21 protein-coding genes, 1 tRNA gene, 1 pseudogene and 1 CRISPR repeat array are annotated in these 19,105 nt (G+C 37.0%); of the genes and pseudogenes, 20 read left to right on the top strand and 3 right to left on the bottom strand.

Annotated features, from left to right (window positions below):
- Positions 1-65 precede the first annotated feature (65 nt).
- Positions 66-557: direct repeats of the CRISPR family, unit length 30 nt; unit sequence GTTTCAATCGGACCATTATGGAATTGAAAT.
- A 275-nt stretch (positions 558-832) separates the two neighbouring features.
- Positions 833-905: transfer RNA gene (locus BUB87_RS00295), tRNA-Arg, on the bottom strand.
- A gap of 259 nt (positions 906-1,164) precedes the next feature.
- On the opposite strand from BUB87_RS00295, the gene BUB87_RS00290 reads away from it, so the two are divergent.
- The 6 genes from BUB87_RS00290 (at position 1,165) to BUB87_RS00265 (ending at position 6,741) form a co-directional block, all read left to right on the top strand.
- On the top strand, positions 1,165-2,403 hold the full coding sequence (locus BUB87_RS00290; protein WP_073341095.1) for a BaiN/RdsA family NAD(P)/FAD-dependent oxidoreductase: 1,239 nt from the start codon (positions 1,165-1,167) through the stop codon (positions 2,401-2,403).
- Between the two features lie 73 nt (positions 2,404-2,476).
- Positions 2,477-3,391, top strand: coding sequence for a ComEC/Rec2 family competence protein (locus BUB87_RS00285; RefSeq protein WP_073341278.1), 915 nt, complete (start codon positions 2,477-2,479; stop codon positions 3,389-3,391).
- Between the two features lie 57 nt (positions 3,392-3,448).
- Complete coding sequence (lspA, locus tag BUB87_RS00280) at positions 3,449-3,892, top strand: signal peptidase II (RefSeq protein WP_073341094.1); 444 nt, start codon at positions 3,449-3,451, stop codon at positions 3,890-3,892.
- A complete protein-coding gene (locus BUB87_RS00275; RefSeq protein WP_073341093.1) occupies positions 3,889-4,869 on the top strand; it encodes an RluA family pseudouridine synthase in 981 nt (326 codons plus the stop codon). The genes lspA and BUB87_RS00275 overlap by 4 nt, the downstream gene beginning before the upstream one ends.
- Positions 4,847-6,472, top strand: coding sequence for a phosphoenolpyruvate--protein phosphotransferase (ptsP, locus tag BUB87_RS00270; protein ID WP_159432339.1), 1,626 nt, complete (start codon positions 4,847-4,849; stop codon positions 6,470-6,472). The genes BUB87_RS00275 and ptsP overlap by 23 nt, the downstream gene beginning before the upstream one ends.
- Positions 6,473-6,480: 8 nt before the next feature.
- A complete protein-coding gene (locus BUB87_RS00265; RefSeq protein ID WP_073341091.1) occupies positions 6,481-6,741 on the top strand; it encodes an HPr family phosphocarrier protein in 261 nt (86 codons plus the stop codon).
- Between the two features lie 10 nt (positions 6,742-6,751).
- Here the strand turns inward: BUB87_RS00265 and BUB87_RS00260 are convergent, their stop codons facing one another.
- On the bottom strand, positions 6,752-7,702 hold the full coding sequence (locus BUB87_RS00260) for an L-lactate dehydrogenase (protein WP_073341090.1): 951 nt from the start codon (positions 7,700-7,702) through the stop codon (positions 6,752-6,754).
- Between the two features lie 251 nt (positions 7,703-7,953).
- Here BUB87_RS00260 and BUB87_RS00255 point away from each other — a divergent pair.
- The 10 genes and pseudogenes from BUB87_RS00255 to holA all read left to right on the top strand — a co-directional run.
- Positions 7,954-8,080: pseudogene (locus BUB87_RS00255) on the top strand (transposase); the annotation flags it as partial.
- Between the two features lie 32 nt (positions 8,081-8,112).
- Complete coding sequence (locus BUB87_RS00250; protein WP_073341088.1) at positions 8,113-8,946, top strand: hypothetical protein; 834 nt, start codon at positions 8,113-8,115, stop codon at positions 8,944-8,946.
- A complete protein-coding gene (locus BUB87_RS00245) occupies positions 8,933-9,610 on the top strand; it encodes an IS200/IS605 family accessory protein TnpB-related protein (protein ID WP_073341087.1) in 678 nt (225 codons plus the stop codon). Before BUB87_RS00250 ends, BUB87_RS00245 begins: the two co-directional genes overlap by 14 nt.
- 377 nt (positions 9,611-9,987) lie before the next feature.
- The gene (gene ilvE, locus BUB87_RS00240) at positions 9,988-10,860 is read left to right on the top strand and encodes a branched-chain-amino-acid transaminase (protein WP_327021773.1); all 873 of its coding nucleotides are present in this window, start codon (positions 9,988-9,990) and stop codon (positions 10,858-10,860) included.
- 146 nt (positions 10,861-11,006) lie between these two features.
- The gene (locus BUB87_RS00235) at positions 11,007-11,336 is read left to right on the top strand and encodes a hypothetical protein (protein WP_073341086.1); all 330 of its coding nucleotides are present in this window, start codon (positions 11,007-11,009) and stop codon (positions 11,334-11,336) included.
- Positions 11,337-11,408: 72 nt separating this feature from the next.
- Entirely contained in the window at positions 11,409-11,642 is a 234-nt protein-coding gene (locus BUB87_RS00230) for a hypothetical protein (RefSeq protein WP_073341085.1), read from the top strand.
- A 136-nt stretch (positions 11,643-11,778) separates the two neighbouring features.
- Positions 11,779-11,952, top strand: a complete 174-nt coding sequence (locus BUB87_RS00225; RefSeq protein WP_084110717.1) for a Spo0E family sporulation regulatory protein-aspartic acid phosphatase — start codon at positions 11,779-11,781, stop codon at positions 11,950-11,952.
- An 18-nt stretch (positions 11,953-11,970) separates the two neighbouring features.
- Complete coding sequence (locus tag BUB87_RS00220; RefSeq protein WP_073341084.1) at positions 11,971-12,681, top strand: MBL fold metallo-hydrolase; 711 nt, start codon at positions 11,971-11,973, stop codon at positions 12,679-12,681.
- Positions 12,671-14,953, top strand: a complete 2,283-nt coding sequence (locus BUB87_RS00215) for a DNA internalization-related competence protein ComEC/Rec2 (protein WP_073341083.1) — start codon at positions 12,671-12,673, stop codon at positions 14,951-14,953. Before BUB87_RS00220 ends, BUB87_RS00215 begins: the two co-directional genes overlap by 11 nt.
- Positions 14,954-14,965: 12 nt before the next feature.
- Positions 14,966-15,919, top strand: coding sequence for a DNA polymerase III subunit delta (gene holA, locus BUB87_RS00210; RefSeq protein WP_073341082.1), 954 nt, complete (start codon positions 14,966-14,968; stop codon positions 15,917-15,919).
- 24 nt (positions 15,920-15,943) lie between these two features.
- On the opposite strand, the gene rpsT is transcribed toward holA, so the two are convergent.
- A complete protein-coding gene (gene rpsT, locus BUB87_RS00205; RefSeq protein ID WP_073341081.1) occupies positions 15,944-16,234 on the bottom strand; it encodes a 30S ribosomal protein S20 in 291 nt (96 codons plus the stop codon).
- 117 nt (positions 16,235-16,351) lie between these two features.
- On the opposite strand from rpsT, the gene BUB87_RS00200 reads away from it, so the two are divergent.
- The 4 genes from BUB87_RS00200 (at position 16,352) to BUB87_RS00185 (ending at position 19,078) form a co-directional block, all read left to right on the top strand.
- Positions 16,352-16,681 carry a phage holin family protein gene (locus BUB87_RS00200; protein ID WP_073341080.1) on the top strand — a complete coding sequence of 110 codons (330 nt, stop codon included), beginning with the start codon at positions 16,352-16,354 and terminating at the stop codon, positions 16,679-16,681.
- Positions 16,682-16,685: 4 nt separating this feature from the next.
- Complete coding sequence (gpr, locus tag BUB87_RS00195; RefSeq protein WP_073341079.1) at positions 16,686-17,636, top strand: GPR endopeptidase; 951 nt, start codon at positions 16,686-16,688, stop codon at positions 17,634-17,636.
- Between the two features lie 69 nt (positions 17,637-17,705).
- On the top strand, positions 17,706-18,830 hold the full coding sequence (spoIIP, locus tag BUB87_RS00190) for a stage II sporulation protein P (RefSeq protein ID WP_084110713.1): 1,125 nt from the start codon (positions 17,706-17,708) through the stop codon (positions 18,828-18,830).
- A gap of 23 nt (positions 18,831-18,853) precedes the next feature.
- Positions 18,854-19,078, top strand: coding sequence for a hypothetical protein (locus tag BUB87_RS00185; RefSeq protein ID WP_073341077.1), 225 nt, complete (start codon positions 18,854-18,856; stop codon positions 19,076-19,078).
- The last annotated feature ends 27 nt before the right edge of the window (positions 19,079-19,105 follow it).

The following is a 19,105-nucleotide window of genomic DNA, read 5'->3' as shown; positions in this document are numbered from 1 at the left end:
TCAATCGGACCATTATGGAATTGAAATGAAAACATGTATCGATATTGATACACTTGAATATAGCAGTTTCAATCGGACCATTATGGAATTGAAATCAGGCTGCAGGTGCAGGCCTTAGGTTCAGCCTCGTTTCAATCGGACCATTATGGAATTGAAATGGAATTTATTTCTAAACTTTTTGTACTCCTTTGGTGTTTCAATCGGACCATTATGGAATTGAAATTATCTGCCGAAAAGCCTTCCGATGAATTCATACATTTGTTTCAATCGGACCATTATGGAATTGAAATTTTACAAAAACCGCTAAGAATTCATCTATTGTTTTTGCGTTTCAATCGGACCATTATGGAATTGAAATTGCCTCCGGCGAAGGATAAGAAGGTAAAATGTGCGGTTTCAATCGGACCATTGTGGAATTGAAATCACGGATACTGCTTTTGGAACACAGCTACGCCGTGCTCGTTTCAATCGGACCATTATGGAATTGAATTTTGACGACGAAGCAATCCACCGCACGTGGATATTTCGTTTCAATCGGGCCATTATGGAATATTAAACAAAAGGTAGTAGTTGTAATTTCCATATACAACAGCGTTTAGGTGGAGTGAGGCGTGTCACTAAAGTTGTCAGGGTTGGTATTTATTCCACACATGGTTTGCAGCTAATACATCGCTAATGTCTGGAATAGTAGTCGGAGTTTGATTAAAGGCATTAAATTGTTTACTAAAAAAAAATCACTTACCTATAGAAAGGTAAGTGATTACATGTTTTTGACAACTTGTTTTTTGTAGCTGTGAATAACTACTATAATCTGCTTCGATATTGGTTTTAATGCGCCTGGCAGGAATTGAACCCGCGGCCTTTTGGTCCGGAGCCAAACGCTCTATCCACTGAGCTACAGGCGCGATGCTTATTTTAAGACTTCATTTTTTGCTTTGCTAACATTACTTATTATAACATATTATAATTACTTATTATAACATATTATAACATATTTATGATAAAATTTCACCTTCTCCTGACCGAAATCTGAGGATTCAAAAGATCATATCCTAAATCCTGCAAAAAGAAGTATTTATTGTAATCAAATTGTTTCATCTATAGGAATGTATTATAATAATGAGGTATTTATGAATTCTTATATAGGAGTGAGAGAGATATTTTATGAAAAAATACGACGCAATAGTTATAGGAGGAGGACCAGCGGGTCTCTTTGCTGCAATAAACTTATCTGGAGGAAGTAGAAGTGTTCTCATTCTGGAGAAAAATCAAAAGCCGGGTAAAAAGCTTTTATTGACAGGAGGAGGACAATGCAATTTAACCCATACAGGAGATGTATCTGAGTTATTGAAGCACTATGGAGATGGTGCAAAATTCTTAAAAACTGCACTATTCAGCTTTTCTAACACGGATCTTATGCATTTTTTTAATAAAAGGAAACTTAAACTTATAACTGAAGAAGATGGAAAAGTCTTTCCGGCATCAAAAAAAGCAGAAGATGTATTAAATGTACTTTTAAGAGAGTGTGATAAAAATGGTGTAGAGATAGAGTGCGGTACACCAGTAAAACACGTTGAAAAGAGTGATGATGGCTTTTATATTTTTACTGATATTAAAAAATATCTAGGCAAAAATCTTATAATAGCTACCGGCGGCATGTCGTATCCAAAAACGGGTTCCACGGGAGATGGCTATGCTTTTGCAAAATATTTTGGACATACCATAAACCAAGTAAGGCCAGCATTGACTCCTTTGTATGTTAAGGATTTTGTCTTGAAGGATTTGGCTGGCATTTCTTTTGAGGATTTGTGTCTTTCATTGTGGAGGGATGGCAAAAAAGTAAGAGAGTTTTCAGGAGACGTCCTTATAACTCATAGAGGAATATCTGGGCCGGGCGTGCTTAACAATTCCAAATATGTGGATGCTGGCGATGTTATAAAAATTAATTTTATGAATACCAATCCCGAAAGATTCAGAGCTGATTTTGTTGAGACTGTGGCTAAAAACGGTGGGTTAACTGTAAAAAGTATTTTAAGGAAATATCCAATACCGAGAAGATTAGCGGATAAGATTTTACAGTTGGCTGGTATCCCTGATGAAATGACATGCGCAAACCTTAAGAAAGAATACAGAAAAAGGCTTGTTGAGATGCTGACTGAATTTCCTATAGAAGTAGAAAAACCAGGAGATTTTAATGTGGCAATGATCACTAAAGGTGGGATTTCTTTAAGGGAAGTAAAGCCAACCAGCATGGAGTCTCGCCTTGTAAAGGGATTATACTTTGCAGGAGAGATACTGGATATAGATGGAGATACAGGCGGCTATAATTTACAAGCGGCATTTTCTACAGGATACCTTGCTGCTCGCTCTATATTACAAAATACACATGAAATTATGTTATAATTATTAAAGTACCTCTGCTTTAGAATTAGGGAGAAAATGTAATAAAATGTATAAATATGAGGAGCGGATATTTATGAACATCAAAAAATGGTTAGTCTTTTTATTATCCATATTGATAATATTGAGTTTGTCTGGATGTATGTCTTCAGATATAGGCCATAACAGAGATGTGCAAGATACCCATTTCACTTTGGAACAAGATACAGGTGTTCAGAATAAAAATGACCTGATAGTGAGTTTTATTGATGTAGGGCAGGGTGATAGTATATTGGTACAGGCACCATCAGGTAAAAATATGCTTATAGATGCAGGAGTACCCGAAGCCGGGGAGAAAGTTGTATCGTATCTTAAAAGCAGGGGGGTGAATAATATAGATATTCTTATAGCCACGCACCCTCATAGTGATCATATAGGTGGACTGCCTGAAGTTATATCGTCGTTTTCCATAGGTGAAATTTACATGCCTAAAGTAAGCAACAATACATATTCGTTTGAAAAATTATTAAATTCAATAAAGCGTAAGGGATTAAGGGTCAAAACCGCTAGAGCTGGAATAGTTTTAAACATGGGAAAAGGCATAGATGCAACCATGCTGGCACCGAATAGTGCCTATTATGAAGATCTCAACAATTATAGTGTTGTAATAAAATTGAGATATGGCAATACTGCTTTTTTATTTACAGGTGACTCTGGAACTGTATCAGAAAGAGAGATGCTGAAAGCAGGGTATGACCTTAGCGCGGATGTCATGAAAGTTGGGCATCATGGAAGCGCATATTCTACTTCCATGGATTTTTTAAATGCTGTAAATCCTCGATATGCTGTTATATCCGTTGGGAAAAATAATGACTATGGACATCCCGCTAGAGTTACATTAAATAAGCTTAGAGCACATCATGTGACAGTTTATCGAACAGATGTGAATGGAACAATTATTGCTATCAGTAATGGAAATAATATCTCTTTTCATTTCACTAAGATGTATTGAAGATGTGAAGGTTTTATGTTAAGATTATGCTAAATGTGGTAGGAGTTGAGATTAATTATGTTAGAATTGTTCATAGTTATTTTGATTATAGTGATTGACCAGGTATCAAAATATTTTGCAAGAATCTATTTAAGGCCAGTTAAGACTATTCCCGTTATTGATAATTTTTTTCACCTTACATATGTAGAAAATCGCGGTGCGGCTTTTGGAATATTGCAGAATCAATTATGGTTTTTTATCGTAATTACTATTATGGTGGGATTTGCGTTGATTTATATGATGATTTCTATGCCGGAGAAAAATAAGCATATTAAACTTATTTTAGCTATGATATTGGGTGGGGCTATAGGCAATTTTATAGACCGCATAAGGCTGGGATATGTAGTAGATTTTTTGGACTTTAAGATATGGTCTTATATTTTTAATGTAGCTGATTCATTTATAGTAATAGGTGCAATATTACTAGGTGGTATAATGTTATTAAGGAAGGAAAATCAATGAGCCAGGATACATTTGATGTATATAATTTGCAGGCTGAGGCTGAAAATATAAGACTTGATGCTTTTTTGAGTACAAAAATTGATGGGGTATCGCGTTCATATGTAAAAAAATTGATAGATGAGGGTTATGTGAAGGTAAATGGACATGTAGTTAAGCCGAGTTATAAGGTTAAAAAAGGTGATGATATTTCAGTCTGTATACCAGAGCCCCAAGAATTAAAAATAGAACCTGAGGCTATACCGCTGGATATTTTGTATGAAGATAGTGATATTATTGTTATAAACAAGCCGCAAGGCATGGTGGTACATCCAGCGCCGGGGAATTACCATGGCACGCTTGTTAATGCATTGCTTTACCACTGCGGAGATAATCTGTCAGGTATAAACGGGATTATAAGGCCGGGGATTGTGCACAGGCTTGATAAGGATACATCTGGTGTTATATTGGCAGCTAAGACCAATAGCGCTCATTTAAAATTGGCACAGCAGATAAAAAATAGAGAGATAAAGAAGATATACAATGCCATTGTCTTTGGGAACATAAAGGAAGAAAATAACACTATCAACGCCCCGATTGGAAGACATCCTGTCGAGAGAAAAAAGATGGCCGTAGTAGAGGATGGGAGAAGTGCTGTAACACACTATCGTGTATTAGAGAGATTCGGCGAGTACACATATGTAGAAGCGAGGATCGAGACAGGAAGAACTCATCAGGTGAGGGTACATTTCGCGTATATAAAGCATCCCATATTAGGTGATACCACTTATGGTCCTAAAAAACAGCCCTTTAACTTAAAAGGCCAGGTATTACATGCGAGACTTTTGGGTTTTGTGCATCCTGCTAAAAATGAGTATATGGAAATAGAAGCTCCATTGCCGGATTATTTTGAAGAATTATTGCATAAGCTGCGAAGAACCTGTGGATCAAATAATTTTATAAGTGGGGGTAATGGCAGTGAAGGTATACAGGGGCATTAGTGCATCTCCGGGAATTGCCTTGGGTTGTGTTTATGTTTATTCCCATAAAGACATAGATAAATATTCGTATAAGCCTTTGAATCCTAGGGCTGAGCTTAAAAGATTTGAGACGGCATTGAAGATTTCAAAAAAGCAGATAAAAAAACTTAATAGCAAGATTTCTAAGCATTTGGGAGAAGAAGATTCCAGGATAATAGATATCCAGATGCACTTTTTAGAGGATGAGGTGTTTATTGGTGAAGTAACACAGCTTATAAGTACAGGTATGTCTGCTGTTGAGGCGGTAAAGAAGGTTTTAAAAGAGTATGAAGAAACGCTTTTAAAGAGCGGTGATGAGTATTTCAAAGAGCGTTGTATAGATATAAGGGATATAGGTTACAGGATAATAAGTAATATACTGGGAATAAAAAATGAGTTAGGTTCTTTGGATAAGAATGTCATATTGGTAGCAAATGACCTTACGCCGTCGGACACAGCGCAGCTGGACAAATCAAAAATACTCGGAATAATAACGGATACAGGTGGTTTGACATCACATACAGCTATACTGGCAAGGGCGCTTGGCATACCAGCGATCGTTGGTTTGAAAGATTTTTCATTAAAGGTACATGAAGATGACGAAGTTATTATCGATTCTGAAAATTCTATTGTAATATTGGAGCCGGATGAAGCTACGAAGGCAGAGTACCTGAGGAAAAAACAAGCATACGAAAATAAAAAACAAGAGATATTAGTTCTCAAAGATGTAAAAGCAGTAACAAAAGATGGTGTGCAGGTGACAATCGATGCTAATGTAGGCACTCCAGAAGAAGTTGCAAAAGCACTAGAGTATGGTGCTGAAGGGATAGGCCTTTTAAGGAGTGAGTTTTTGTATATAAATAGATTTGATTTTCCTTCGGAAGATGAACAATTTGAAGCATACAGGTATGTAGTTCAGACAATGAAAGGCAAACCTGTAACTATAAGGACTTTTGATATTGGAGGCGACAAGGATTTTCCATATATAGATTTAAAGAGAGAGAACAATCCGTATCTAGGAATGAGAGGTTTGCGATTTAGTTTGGCAAATATTCCTGTATTCAAAGCACAGCTTAAGGCAATACTGAGAGCCAGTGCATATGGACCGGTTGGCATGATGTTTCCCATGGTTTCGGATGTAAGAGAAGTGATTGCATGTTTAGATATCGTCAACGACGTAAAAAAGGAATTGATTGATGAGAGAAAAGATTTTGATAGGAATGTAAAAATAGGTATAATGATAGAGGTGCCTTCAGCAGCGTTAACTATAGATAGGTTTATAGATTTCGTAGATTTTTTCAGTATTGGCACCAACGATCTCACTCAATATACGTTGGCAGTAGATCGCTCTAATGAGAATGTGGCTGACTATTATATTCCGCTTCATCCATCTGTTCTTAAATTGATCGGCATGGTCCAGGATGTTGTCCAAAAAAGCGGCAAAAAATTGAGTATTTGTGGAGAATTGGCTGCATTTAAAGATGGTATCTTCGCGCTTTTAAAGCAAGGCATAAGGGTATTTAGCATGAGTCCGGTAAGTATTCCTGATGTAAAAAAGTATATAAGTGAAATAACATTGGAGTGATACCAGAAATGAAAAGCGCAGAAATTATAATAAATATACCTAATGGATTTCACGCACGGCCTATTGCTGAATTTATAGCCCTCGCAAAAGAGTATAAATCCCACGTAGAACTTCAATATATGGATAGAAAGGCTAACGGGAGAAGCATACTGAGCATGTTAGCCTTAAGAGTTCCCGATGGCGGAAAGATGAAAATAACAGTAGAAGGCGAGGATGAAGACATCGCCTTTGATGCATTGTGTCAGTTACTAAAAACCTATAATGAATGACTATAGATTTTTATAGATTTAAGGTTGATATCACTTCTTTTAGAGTATTAGCCGAATTTATAAAAGAATTTATTTCATCTTCACTTAAAGGCATTTCCAGTATCCTTTTAACCCCTGTATTACCTACAATTGTTGGAAGGCTTAGGCATATATCTCTTACACCATACTGGCCTTTTAAAAGAGTCGACACGGTGAGTATGGAGTTTTCATCTCTAAATACGCATTCAACAATTCTTCTGACAGCAAGGGCAACTGCATAATATGTGGCGCTCTTTCGTTCGATGATCTTGTATGCGGCGTTTTTTACTTCATCCACAATGGCTTTTTTTTCTGAATCATGGCAACCTTTTTGACAGAAATTGCAATATTCTGTAAAAGGAGACCCTGCTACGTTTGTCAGGCTCCAGGCGGCTACTTCAGTATCCCCGTGTTCTCCGATTATGTATGCATGGACATTTCTGGGGTCAATGCCGCAAAGCCTTCCTAGGAGGAATTTGAATCGAGAACTGTCCAGCACAGTACCGGAGCCAATGACTTGATTTTCCGGGAGGCCAGATACTTTTAATGTCACGTATGTCAGTATGTCTACAGGGTTTGTAACTATCAGGTAAATGGCTTTGTCATTGTATTTAAGCAATTTTGGTATCATGTCTTTAAAAATGGCTGTATTTTTTTTAACCAGGTCTAACCGTGTTTCACCTGGTTTTTGGTTTGCCCCTGCTGCTATAATAATCATTCCTGCCTCACTACAAGCGGAATAGTCGCCATTGTATATATTTGCTGGTGGGATAAAAGCCATTCCGTGATTCAGGTCCATGGCTTCACCCTCTGCCTTTTTAGCGTTTATGTCGATAAGGGCGATTTCAGGAGCTATACCGCTTATAGATAATGCAAAAGCTGTGGTTGAACCTACAAATCCGGTTCCAACTATTGCAATTTTGTGTGATGCTATTGCATCCATTCTTAACACCTCTTACATTCTTTTTTAATTATTTTACCTTGTTATAGTGAAAATTATTGATGAGACAAGCCCTGCACACTCGTGAATTTATTCATGAGTAAGGGGCTATTGTTTTACATATGTAACATATACATTCTATTATAGATATATATAAGAATAATCAGCAAAATCACTACACATATGTTATAATGGGATAGGGTGAAAAATATGGCAAATGTGTATCATGGTAGAGGGTATGTATATTCTATACAATGGAAACTAACAAAGATCATACACTTACTAATAGAATGTTCTTCCCAACATTACATTTCAAATATCATAAAAGCCTTAAAAGGAGTAAGTGCAAGACGATTATTTCAAGAATATCCCGAAATTAAATTACATTAATTCTCAAAAAGAGAGATGAGATTATGGGAGAAACAATAAAAACGGTTAAGCTTAAGCTGTTTAAACCAAACAAGGGTAAAGTGGATTATCTTTCTGAGACGAAGAAAAAATGCGATGAAGCTTTGGACTTTTTCATTAACCTCATTATGAACAATAGTCAAGTGTTAGAAGATAAGTATCCTCTACGCGCAGTAGAGTCATTATGTATAAGGACAAAGGAAAGACAAGATACCGTAGTAGATTTTTACAAAGAATTTCCTGATTTCCCATCGGTAACAAAACGAGCAATAATAAACACTGCAATTGGTATGGTAAGAAGTTATCTTTCCAATTTAAAAGCGTGGGAAAAATCACCTAAAACTGAAAGTAAGCCAGCAATTCCCAAAGCGTCCTCAATGCCAACGTTCTATAAAGAAGACTATTCGATGGAATTTAAAGATATTAAAAATCAGTTTATCAAGTTAAGAATATATAACGGAGAAAAGTGGACATTTGTTAATTATCCTGTTAAGTTTACAAAACAGTTTCTCGACCTATACGCAGAAAACGAAAAAGCAAAGGAATATAACAAAAAGCGTACTCGATACAGAAAACAGCTAAAACTGCTGGGGTTGGACAGTAAGCAGATAAAAGAGATAATGAAAAATTACCCAGCTAATCCATACTTGGAGTGTTTATCACCGTCGTTGAGCTGGAATGAGCGAAAGAAAGAATGGTATATCTGTTTTCCATTTAAGAAAGAGATTAAAGTAGACAAAATAGAGGATCAAATAAAAAAAAGGAAATATCAAAAGGACGCTGGCTGTAGATCTTGGCTTACATCATACGGCGGTTATAACGATTATGGAAGGCAATAAGCTAATACATGCGGAATTCATCGATACAAACAACATAGATGAAATAAGATATAAACGTTTAATTAAGATAACACAGCATCAGAGATTATCGGGTAAACCAACGAAAGGGGTACATTCAGACAAAAAGCTGTGGAAATCGATACACAACATGAACAACGATACTGCACATAAAGTGTCAAGAAAGATAGTCAACCTTGCGACAGCTTATAACTGCTCAGTAATTATCTTTGAAAAATTAAGTGGTTTCAAAGCAGAGAAAAAACAATCGAGAGCGAAGAAACTCAATCTGAAGCTTAACTACTGGATGTACGGGAAAATAATCGAATATACAAAGTATAAGGCATATGCAGAAGGAATACTTACAGTAGAAGTCAATCCGTTCATGACAAGCCAGATATGCTACAGAAATGAGTTAGCGGGTGAGAGGTTCTCACCAGCGGATATAAAAGGCAAATCGTTGATCATGTTTTCTGATGGAAGCATACTCAATGCAGATTTTAACGGCAGTATGAACTTACACAGAAAGTTTTGGGGAACATTTCCGTCGTTGAAAGGTAGAAAAATCAAAGAAGAAAGAAAAGAAATTAAAAAGGAGATAGAAAGATTTATCAACAAAACCCTACAGCAATGCAGGGTAGCACATATACAAGACACGGTTGCATGAATAGGGTTGGTGTATTGTGTGTTATGCAGCATGTGACCTGCTGTGGACTGGAGAATTGGGGCGTGGCACCTACGGTACCGCACCTGTAGATTAGGCAGTACCCAATTCTCATACCCGGAGGGAATTAGGAATCCTGAATCTACCGGGATACAACACGGAAGGCATCATGTTAGTCCTGTACCTGAAGGGGCAGCCTAAACCGCAACCGGGCGTAAGCCGAAAGACTACATAATTCCCGGGGATGACCACCAATGAGGTCGAGGGGAGACGAAGCCCTCGACTTCAGTCGTGGGAGGAGTCACTATTGACACTCAAAAATATATCTGTTATGATAAAATTTAATTAATAATTTTTTTATATTTTTGGAGGTGCGTCAATTGAAGATATATTTAAATGGGGAGTTTGTTGATAAGCAAGACGCTAAGGTATCGGTATTTGATCACGGTTATCTCTATGGAGATGGAGTATTCGAGGGTATTAGAGCCTATAACGGTGTTATCTTCAGGCTCGATGAACATATAGATAGATTATACTATGGTGCAAAGGCCATAATGCTGGACATTCCCTTAAGTAAAGAGGAAATGAAAGCAGCTGTTGTAGAGACCGTAAGGCGTAATAATCTTTATGATGCGTACATAAGGCTTGTAGTTTCAAGGGGCGAAGGCGATTTGGGGCTGGACCCGCGCAAATGTCCCAGGCCAACAATTGTTATAATAGCTGACTCCATACAGCTTTATCCGAAAGAATTGTATGAAAAGGGCATGAAGGCTATGACTACATATATGAGGAGGAATTCTCCTGCAGCACTAGATCCTCAGATAAAGTCATTGAATTATCTCAATAACATTTTGGCTAAACTGGAGGCCAATAGGTGCGGTTATGCCGAAGCTATATTTTTGAACGATAGAGGCTATGTAGCGGAATGCACGGGCGACAATATATTTATAGTAAAAGATGGGGTTCTGATAACGCCGCCTGTTACTATAGCAGCTCTGGGTGGCATAACGCGAAAAACCGTTATAGAAATTGCAGAACAGATAGGGATAAAGGTGGAAGAAAGGGAGTTTACCCTTTACAACCTGTATAATGCTGATGAATGCTTCTTGACAGGTACAGCAGCAGAAGCTATACCTGTTGTAGAGATAGATGGAAGGGTGATTGGCGACGGCAAGCCCGGCCCAATAACAAAAAAGATTCTTCAAGAATTTGCAGAGATAGTGGACAAAAAAGGTACAAAAGTATACGAATAAAGAGAGTGCAAAAAAAGAGCACGAAAACGTGCTCTTTTTTAAATTTTCAAAAAAATAAATTCATTTTTTTAAAAATATGTGATATAATAATAAAAAAGGCGTAGGAATAAAATCTTGTTAAACGTTTTCCTGAAGGAGGGGATAGAGTGAAAACAGTGGTGGCTTATTTTAATTCGGTGTTTAATGCTCAAAGAGCCATGGGTCTACTCAAAAAAGCAGGTTACGATATGGTTAATATAGACATAATGGATTTCGAATCCGATTTGTGGGGAAGTATATCTCAGTTAGTATTAAAATCTTCATTGAGCAACAGATACGATGTTGGAACTATAACTGACTCAGATCCTATGGATGATTTATCATCAGGTATATACGGAGAGTTAAGCGATTCCAATATAAAACTGGTGGTAACCTTTGATGATGAGGATGATTCATCAGTAAAGAGGATTATAAAAGAGAATGGTGGAATTATTTAAATAGAAAAAGAAGGAAAATATTGTTTTGTGTAGAATGTATTTATTACGAAAACGAAAGAGGGGGTAGCAATTATGGTCAACGCAGAAGATGAAGTTATATTAAAGCAAATATATTCAGTATTAGATGATATTAAAAGTAATATAGAAAGTGATCCATATTTATATGGAACCTATAGAAAAGATATTGAAAATGAAAATATCGCGTTTGAGACAAATGACCCTATAAGAGAGAGCATTGCAAATGATATAATCTACATTTATAAAAAAATATCGGAAGCGACATTATATGACAAAATTATTTATTGAAAAAAAATGTGAAAGGCTGGTATTATTTATAAGTGGTCAAGTGATAGTGTTAGTATTTAATGTATTAATAATACAGTTATTGTAAAATATTATTAAATATTATTAAAAAATAAGGAGCTATAAAGGAGTTAGATCGATGGATGAACTACAGCTTAAAAAAGAGATTGCCAATTTAAGAGAGGAACTGGATAAGTTTATATCCGGTCCTAAAGACAAAGAATATTCAAGAAGGTTGTTGCAGTTAAGTCAAAAATTGGACGCATTAATTATGGCATATTACAAACAGTATAAGGGGAAATTATACAGTTAACAAGGGGGTAGAAACATTTTGCATATAACGATATTGGGCAACAATGGGCCATTTGCAGGTCCGGGTAAGGCGTGTTCAGGATACCTTATAGAAGAAGGGGATACTTGCCTGCTTATAGATCTCGGTAACGGAGTTCTTGAAAGGTACCTGTCGCTTAGGAAATTAGAGGATATAAATGCAATCATCTTGTCGCACCTGCATAATGACCACATAGGTGATATGTTTATTTTGAGGTACGCCTTAGAGCTTAGCGGTATAACAAACGTTCCTGTTTATATTCCTGAATCGCCAGATGGGATAATACAGTCGCAAAATGTAAAAGGCGTATTTGACTTGAGACCCATCAATGCTCTGACGCGATTTGGCAATATAGAGTTTAAGACGATGAGGACCATACATCCTGTAGAGACCTATGCCATATCCTTTAAATGCAGTGGTAAGAAATGCACATATACCTCCGATACGTCTTATTTTGAAGAGCTGAAGGAGTTTGCCATGGGTTCTGATATCCTCATATGTGAGTCAGGGCTGCTAAGAAACCAAAAGAAGGAAGATTCTGTACACCTAACGGCTTATGAGGCAGGCTGTATAGCCAGGGATGCACGGGTAAAATCGTTGTACCTTACCCACTTTTACCCTTTTCAAGATCCGAAGAGATATCTGGAAGAGGCCAGGGAAGTATTTAAGGATTCTTTCATTGCAGGGGATTTCTTGAGGCTTGAAGTCTAAAGTACTTTTTGACAGGCCTCTTGTTATCCCCAGCTTGCTTTTATGCGCCGGTATTGTGATAGGAAGATATCTATCCCATCCTGTTATTTTTTTGTGGAGTGTTTTTGCATTATTTTTTTTCTATGCTCTTTATCGCTATTATTATATTTTGCTTGCTCTTTTTCTGGCTTTTGGTGCATATGTAAGCAGTAGAGCGCTATCTGTACCATCGGATTATCTCTCGCTGGCAGGCACAAATGTTAATATAAGAGGATACATAGTTACACAGCCGCTCTATAGGCCTCAAAAAGTTTCGTTTGATCTAAAGCCTTATAATGTAAATACAGAGCAAAAAATACGGATAAACATGTACAGCAACTCAAACTTTCTGCCTGATTTAAAGTACGGTGATATACTGGATGTAAAAGTAAAAGTAAAGTTGCCGCGTGGAAGAACCAATCCTTTTGGTTTTGATTATAGCCTGTATTTAAAGAAAAATGGTGTATATGCCATAGGTTCAACAGATATTAATGGCTATAAAAGAATAGGTAAAAGGGATATGGGCTTTTTAGGATTAGCTATGGGGATAAAAGATAAGCTAAATGGAACGATCCATGCGTGCATGGATAACCCCTATTCTGATTTATTATCAAGTATGCTCCTGGGCTATGATTTTAGAGATGAAGATGTTATCGAGTCTTTTTCTACTAGTGGCGTAATGCATATTCTGGCCATATCGGGCTTTAATGTAGGTATCATTTTTAGTGCAGTATTTTTTATGGCAAAACCGATAAAGGATGTATATATTAAAAATACTATAGCTATTGTAGTTCTTTTGATTTATTTATTTTTAGTGGGTTTTTCTCCATCTATGCTCAGGGCTGCATTAATGGCTATTATATTTTTGATAGGTCAATTTTTTAAAAGACAGGCTGATTCCTTAAACTCATTATCTGCAGCAGCCATCCTCCTTTTAATAATAAATCCGCTGAGCCTTTTCGATGTAAGTTTTCAGCTTTCTTTTGTGGCGACGGCGTCTTTAATCCTCTTTTATCCGACAGTATATAAGTACTTGCGCTCATTGCCCATTTCTGAGAATATCAGTTCACTGATGGCAATGACCATATCTGCACAGCTAGGGGTTTTGCCTTTTCTTGTATATTATTTTCATAAAATTTCTATAATATCTATTTTGGCAAATGTTGTGGTAGTTCCTTTTGCGGCCTTTTTAATACCATTAGGCTTTTTACTGATTCTGACGTCTTTTATACCTGCTGTATCAGCTTTTTTGACAATGCCATTGGTAGGTATAATCTACTATGTATTGAGGGTCACAGATTTCCTCTCAAATCTACCTTACGCTGCCATTACAGTGCCTTTTCCAGGTTTTATATGGATAGGTTTGTACTACTTGTTTTTATTCAGGTTTACTGATATCATAGAGTTTGATGCGAGGTATACCATAGCCAGCATGATATTAGCTCTGGCGTTGTTTATACAGCAATTTTATATACCAGGACCGCTTACAATATCATTTATTGACGTTGGACAGGGGGACAGCATATTAATCGTTACGCCCCACAAACATTCACTTTTGATTGATGGAGGTAGACTTGACACCAGGACAGGATTTGATGCAGGCAAAGCTATTGTAGAACCATATCTTTTGATGAATGGAATAGGTAAGCTGGATGCCGTAATTGCAACCCATCCCGATGCAGATCATATGGGAGGATTGCTCACAGTGGTAAGGGATATGCCTGTAAAAAGTGCTATTGTGTATCAAAAGTGTGATGATAGTTTATCCTCAGCTTTTTATGACGCTTTAAGAGACAAAAGAGTGCCGATAAAATATCTGCATAGAGGCTACAAAATACATATTGACGGCGTTACACTTGAGGTGTTAAATCCGCCGCAGCCTACCCCGTTTGAAAATGATAACGACAATTCACTGGTTTTCAGGCTTTTGTATAAAAAGGCTTCGATTTTGCTGACAGGTGATATGGGATTAGATGCGGAAAAAGACCTTGTAGCTGACAGTATTGATTTGAAAGCTGATGTATTGAAGGTATCCCATCATGGCAGCGCAACAGCCGGTTCTCAGGAGTTTGTCCAAGCAGTTGGTCCTTTGGTTTCGATAATTTCGGTAGGTGAGAACAATTATGGACATCCATCAAAGATTGTTCTGGAAAGGCTTAAAAACACACGGATATTTAGGACAGATATGAATGGTGCTATAGTTTTAAAAACCGATGGAGAAAGATATTATATAAGGCCTTTTTTAAGGCGGTGAGGTGGTGGAAACATGTTTTTGAAAGAGCTAAATAAGCTGGCAGAAAACGTAAAAAACGGCTTTTTCCTGTTGGCAGGTGAAGAAGACTATCTTATAGATTTGTTTTTGCAAAAAGTCCAAGAAAAATATGACCAGGTCAACGTCAGCACTTTTCGAGAAAAAATGAAGGCACAGGATATTATAGACGCATGCGATACAGTACCTTTTTTTTCGCAAAATAAATTGGTGATCGTGAGAGATTCTGTAGATGACGAGCAAAAGCTGGCTGATTATATACAGGATATTCCATCATTTACGTGCCTTATTTACGTTAAAAAAGACATAGATAAAAGGACAGGATTTTATAAAGCTGCAAAGAGATATGGTGTGATATATGAGTTTAACAAATTAAAGGCTTATGAACTGGAGAGATGGTTAGTAGATTACGCAAGAGAAAAAAACATTCGATTGGAAGAAAGAGCGGCGTCCTATCTTACTCAAATGGTATCAGATCTAAGGGATGGCGTAAATTGTATCGATGTATTGGTATCTTATGTATATCCAGGTAAGGAGATAGGCCTTCAAAATGTAAAAGATTTTTATGGAAGACTTATTGATGACAATATCTTTGATTTTATTGACAGCGTGCAGGCAGGGAATGGTGGTTCTATAAAGAATTTAAATGATCTAATAGTAAAAGGCGTAAATCCCTTGTATATTTTATCCATGTTAGAGTGGCAGTACAGGTTGCTCATAAAAGCACGGCTTCTCTTAAATCAAAGCGTTCAGAACGTGCCCGAGAGATTAGGTGTTCACAGATACGCAGCTGAAAAGATTGTGAATATAGCTAAAAAACACAAAATGGATTATTTTGTACGAGGCATGAGGTTGTGCCTTGAGGCAGAGCAGGATATAAAAACAGGGGCAATAAAAGATGAATTAGCTATCGAGATATTAGCTGCCAGGCTTGTAAGCGCGCAAAAGTAAAAAGCGTACACTGTACGCTTTTTCTTATGCGCTGGTGCTTTCTGCGCTAGCGCTAAGTACCTTATTTAACTTAGAAGCTAATTTTGACTTTTTATTAGCGGCATTGTTTTTGTGCAAAACACCTTTTGTAACGGCTTTATCTAAAACCCTAACGGCATTTTTAAACGCCTCGGTAGCCGCTGTTACATCGCCAGAGTTTAATTTGCTCATAAAATCTTTTATAGCTATTTTTACCGCGTTTTTTACCCTTCTATTCCTTAAAGTCCTGACTTTGGTTATTTTAATTCTTTTCTTTGCTGATTTTGTATTCGCCAAAAAATTCACCTCCCTTGCCTTTTGAACAAGTGTATTTTATCATTTTAAAACTTTTTTTGCAATAGGAATGAATAAAAACAATATATTTGTCAATTATAGCATTAGGGAGGTGAAGTAATGCTAGGAGCTATTGTGAGATTTATTGTTTCAGCATTGGTGCTGTTAGTAATATCATATCTTTTACCCGGATTCAGGGTTGCAGGCTTTTGGGGTGCACTGATAGCAGCGGTCGTAATTGCGGTTTTAGGATGGGTTGTAGAGAGCATATTTGGCGATAAAATATCTCCACAAAGAAGGGGAATAGTAGGTTTTCTGGTCGCGGCGGTTGTGATTTATGCATCACAGTTTATTGTACCTGGTGCGATTAGCGTTTCTATATGGGGTGCTTTAATAGCTTCATTGGTTATAGGAATAGTAGATGCCTTTGTTCCCACGGAGTTGAGGTGATTAGATGGTTGATCTGAGAAGGACGGATCTCGCTATTGAAAGCCGTGAACTTTATAAAAGTGATTCGGGTCGAGAGGTACCAGGTGTAGAAGTTGATCAAGAAAAATTGGAAAACATCACCATAACTCGTGTAAATATCTTTGATCCACAGGGCAGCATGACAATGGGTAAACCAATGGGCAATTATATAACGCTGGAAATACCCGATATGAGGATGGGGACACCGGAATTCAATCATTATGTGTCCAGGATACTTTCAATAGAGTTGAATAGACTCATGAGGAGATTCCCAATTCACAATGTGTTGGTTGTAGGATTGGGCAACTGGAATGTGACGCCAGATGCTCTTGGACCTAAAGTGGTATCCAGAGTGGTTGTTACAAGACATGTATTTGAATTTGCTCCCGAAGAAGTAAAACCTGGTATGTTGTCTGTAAGTGCCATAGCTCCTGGTGTTTTGGGCATTACCGGGATTGAAACGGCTGATATAATAAAAGGCGTTGTAGATAGGATAAAACCGGATTTAATCGTGGCTATCGATGCTTTAGCTTCCAGGAGCACAGCGAGGGTTGCGTCCACTATTCAGATTTCAGATACAGGCGTAAGCCCGGGGGCAGGTATAGGCAATAGGCGTACGGCACTTGACTATAGTACACTGGGTATACCTGTGATAGCACTGGGCATACCAACGGTAGTGGATGCCGCCACTATGGCCAATGATACTATAGATCTTTTGATAGATTCGCTTATAAAGGCTACACCTCAAAATAGCCAGTTTTATCAGCTGCTAAAAGATTTAAATAGGGATGAAAAATATAGCCTTATAAAAGAAGTTATTTCGCCGTATGATAACCTTATGGTTACACCGAAAGAAATTGATGAAATGATAGACGATATGGCGGGAATAGTAGCAGAAGGTATAAACATAGCGCTACATTCCAACATGTATCAATAAAAAGTCATAATGTGCCCTTCTTTTTAATATAAATAGAGTAACTCAAAAGAAAAAGAGGGGTGCATTTTATTGTTTATACTCAAATATCGATCGTTATATACATTTTTTGCCATTATCTTATTGCTATTCATCTTGAGTTCTTTACTGTTTTCCGATACAAAAGCTGAAACAAATAATAATGCGGAAATGGACAAGCAGGTGAAGATATCGGAGGTTTTGTTGGATATGGGTATGCCATTACTTCAAGCTGAAAACAAAAAGCACAGTTATGACATCAATTGGGCTTTTATTAGCAAAATGACCTCTATAAGATTAGATCCTGAATTTATTTTATCTTTTCAGATACCTTTACTTAATAACACAAAAAAAATTGCAATAAGTAGCAGTATTGCAAAAGAAAATCAAACAAAATTACAGCCCAAAAAAGAGGTGATTGATGGCGATAAGCTACAAGATAACAATAATAATGTGGAATCTAATCCTGTAGGAAATTTCGATAATTCAAAACCATTGGTGTTAATATACCACACTCACACTCACGAGTCATTTATAGCTACATCTCAATACAAATATATTCCCATTGATAGCGATAGAAGTGATGACAATAATGTAAATGTGGTTAGACTAGGGGAGGAGCTTAAAAAAATTTTAAACGAAAATGGAATAGGTGTGTTGCACGATACAACGGTACACGATGTGCCCTACGAGGGGGCGTATGAAAGATCTATCATCACTTTTAAAAATGATTTAACAAAATACCCGTCGATAAGATTTGCTATAGACCTACATAGAGATGCTTATGGTGAGGTAATGAAAAAAGGTATAACGAAGATACCGGACTTAAATAAACTTCCCAATCCTGATTTCCGGAAAAAATATCTTCTGGAACGGAATGGTCAAAGGTATGCAAAAATCATGTTTGTTATAGGCACCAGGCGAAATCCTTCTGATAAAGAAGATTGGCATAAAAATTATGATTTTGCAGAACAAGTGAGCAATAGGGTCAATGAACTTATGCCTGGCTTAAGTTTGGGCATAGACACCAAGACTTATGCAAGTTATAATCAGCAACTTTTAGATCATGCTGTTCTCATAGAGGTTGGGAGTAATTATAACACATTAGAAGAAGCACTGGCATCAATTAAATACATAGGAAAGGCTTTTTCAGATGTTATAAATTCGATAAACAGATAGAAAAAACAAGGAGGTAAACACATATGAAAAGAGTACAGCGATACATGATGAGAAAACGCATGATAAGACGGTGGTATGCAGTTATACTGGCATTTATAGTAATATTTTTGGCAGGGTTTTTGGTTGTAGACTATAATACCGCTTGGATAATAGAAGGCCATGGAAGAATCAGAGCAATTTCCATAGATATAAGCAATCGTTATATTAATATAGATTTGCTAGGAAACAATATAAAAATACCGTTGTAAATTACGGATCAAAGCAATGGTGTTCAA

This window comes from Caldanaerobius fijiensis DSM 17918 (assembly GCF_900129075.1).
Taxonomy (GTDB): domain Bacteria; phylum Bacillota; class Thermoanaerobacteria; order Thermoanaerobacterales; family Caldanaerobiaceae; genus Caldanaerobius; species Caldanaerobius fijiensis.
Note: the sequence above shows the minus strand (reverse complement) of the source record. Positions and strands in the feature narration are given on the sequence as shown.

Coding starts and splice junctions, on each gene's coding strand:
- gpr (WP_073341079.1), top strand. CDS start 16,686: ATGGTTGATCTGAGAAGGACGGATCTCGCTATTGAAAGCCGTGAACTT.
- BUB87_RS00275 (WP_073341093.1), top strand. CDS start 3,889: ATGAGCCAGGATACATTTGATGTATATAATTTGCAGGCTGAGGCTGAA.
- BUB87_RS00250 (WP_073341088.1), top strand. CDS start 8,113: ATGGGAGAAACAATAAAAACGGTTAAGCTTAAGCTGTTTAAACCAAAC.
- holA (WP_073341082.1), top strand. CDS start 14,966: ATGTTTTTGAAAGAGCTAAATAAGCTGGCAGAAAACGTAAAAAACGGC.
- BUB87_RS00200 (WP_073341080.1), top strand. CDS start 16,352: ATGCTAGGAGCTATTGTGAGATTTATTGTTTCAGCATTGGTGCTGTTA.
- BUB87_RS00230 (WP_073341085.1), top strand. CDS start 11,409: ATGGTCAACGCAGAAGATGAAGTTATATTAAAGCAAATATATTCAGTA.
- BUB87_RS00260 (WP_073341090.1), bottom strand. CDS start 7,702: ATGGATGCAATAGCATCACACAAAATTGCAATAGTTGGAACCGGATTT.
- BUB87_RS00185 (WP_073341077.1), top strand. CDS start 18,854: ATGAAAAGAGTACAGCGATACATGATGAGAAAACGCATGATAAGACGG.
- BUB87_RS00245 (WP_073341087.1), top strand. CDS start 8,933: ATGGAAGGCAATAAGCTAATACATGCGGAATTCATCGATACAAACAAC.
- BUB87_RS00290 (WP_073341095.1), top strand. CDS start 1,165: ATGAAAAAATACGACGCAATAGTTATAGGAGGAGGACCAGCGGGTCTC.
- BUB87_RS00225 (WP_084110717.1), top strand. CDS start 11,779: ATGGATGAACTACAGCTTAAAAAAGAGATTGCCAATTTAAGAGAGGAA.
- BUB87_RS00285 (WP_073341278.1), top strand. CDS start 2,477: ATGAACATCAAAAAATGGTTAGTCTTTTTATTATCCATATTGATAATA.
- lspA (WP_073341094.1), top strand. CDS start 3,449: ATGTTAGAATTGTTCATAGTTATTTTGATTATAGTGATTGACCAGGTA.
- BUB87_RS00265 (WP_073341091.1), top strand. CDS start 6,481: ATGAAAAGCGCAGAAATTATAATAAATATACCTAATGGATTTCACGCA.